Below are 1,645 nucleotides of genomic sequence, written 5' to 3' on the forward strand. Positions count from 1 at the left end.
CCAGAACCGACGTTCATGCTCACGCGGCAGATCGGGCTTGGTGAACTTCCTCATCACAACTCCTCAGACGAGGTGTTGCGTCACTACCTAGAACTCGCCTGCCGTCGCGCAGGGCGATCTGCTCGCGAAGCCATGCGGGGATCGTGTAGCCCGGTGCGGACAGCTCAGTGTTGAGGTCGATGACGGGCTTGATGGTGACCTTGGTGTGGTTGTCGGCGCACCAGCCCTGGACCTGCTCCAGCAGCACCAGGCGCTGGAGGTTCTCCATCCGGCCGGTCGGCGCGAACACCGTGGTCTCGCCGACGGTGGTGGCCTCGAAGTGGGCGTGGACGACGACCTCCCGGGCGGGCGGCAGCTTGGTGGGCTCGGCGCCGATGCCGGCCAGGTCGAGAGCGGTCTGGGCACGGGCGAGGTTGCCGAGCGCCTTGGACCGGCGCACGTCGAGGGACTCGGTGGAGCCGAGCGCCTTCTGGACCGCGGCGTCGTGGGATACGGCGTGGCCCAGGTCGAAGGCGTCGGCGATGCCGAGCACGGCGTCGAAGTGCATCGTGCCGCCGAAGTCGACGTCCTCGTCGTTCAAGGTGGCATGGCGGGGGTCGACGTGCAGATGCCCGTCCTCCGGGTCAGCGGTGGGGTCGGGTGCGCCGAGCTCGAACCGCCTGATCGTCTCCGCCACCAGCCGGTCCAGCTGCGCGGGGCCGATGCGTCCGGCGACCGCGGCGACCTGCGCATCCACGTGCGCGGCCGCTTCGACGGTCAGGGCGGGGACGGTGTGGATCGTGGCTTCCGCGACGGACCTGGCCCGCCAGGCCGGCACGACGCCGGACTGGACCTGCGCCCACAGGCGCGGGAGCCGGTGACGCAGCTCGAGCGCCTGGCCGATGAGCTTCTTCGCCGATGTGGTCGACATGCCGAGCACGGCGCCGAGCTCGGCGATGCAGAACTCCGCCACCAGCGGAGCCCCCTGACCGGCGATGGGTTCCTCGTGCTCACACCCCGGGACGGTGAAGGTCGCGGCGTGGTGGATCGACTCGGGCGGGTGGAGGTCGGCCCAGCGGGCGGCGAGGACCAGCTGGTCAGCGGCCGCGCGATCTTCGTCGGCTTTGCGTGCGCGGATCGAGGCGAGCACGTCGGAGGCGGAGAGGTCGTCCTCGACCTTTCCGATTCCCTGCGCCAGCGCCTCGATCATGCGTTCGATTCTAGGCGAGACCACCGACACTGGGGCGGCGCGGACTGTGGACGGTCCGCCCCTGTCGACTGTCCTGACCGCCCGTGGTTGGGGGGTCTCGTGACGGGACTTCGTCCCTCCTCGACCAACGGGGGCGGGCGTGGTTTCGAGGCTCGCTGGCGCTCGCACCTCAACCACCGAGAGGTTGACCAAGGGGCGTGGTTTCGAGGCTCGCTGGCGCTCGCACCTCAACCACCGTGGTTTCGAGGCTCGCTGGCGCTCGCACCTCAACCACCGAGAGGGTGACCAGGGGGCGTGGTTTCGAGGCTCGCTGGCGCTCGCACCTCAACCACCGAGGGGGACGGGATGGGGGGTGAGCGTGGTTTCGAGGCTCGCTGGCGCTCGCACCTCAACCACCGAGAGGKTGACCARGGGGCGTGGTTTCGAGGCTCGCTGGCGCTCGCACCTCAACCACCG

The 1,645-nt window shown here is 69.9% G+C and carries 1 protein-coding gene; it reads right to left on the bottom strand.

Annotated features, from left to right (window positions below; all coding sequences use genetic code 11):
- Window positions 1–19 precede the first annotated feature (19 nt).
- Window positions 20–1,189, bottom strand: coding sequence for a DUF222 domain-containing protein (locus tag ASC64_RS20705; protein ID WP_056909462.1), 1,170 nt, complete (start codon window positions 1,187–1,189; stop codon window positions 20–22).
- Window positions 1,190–1,645 lie beyond the last annotated feature (456 nt).

This window comes from Nocardioides sp. Root122 (genome assembly GCF_001425025.1).
Taxonomy (GTDB): domain Bacteria; phylum Actinomycetota; class Actinomycetes; order Propionibacteriales; family Nocardioidaceae; genus Nocardioides.

Bases quoted from the DNA above. Each gene is read 5' to 3' on its own strand.
- ASC64_RS20705 (WP_056909462.1), bottom strand. From the start codon at position 1,189: ATGATCGAGGCGCTGGCGCAGGGAATCGGAAAGGTCGAGGACGACCTC.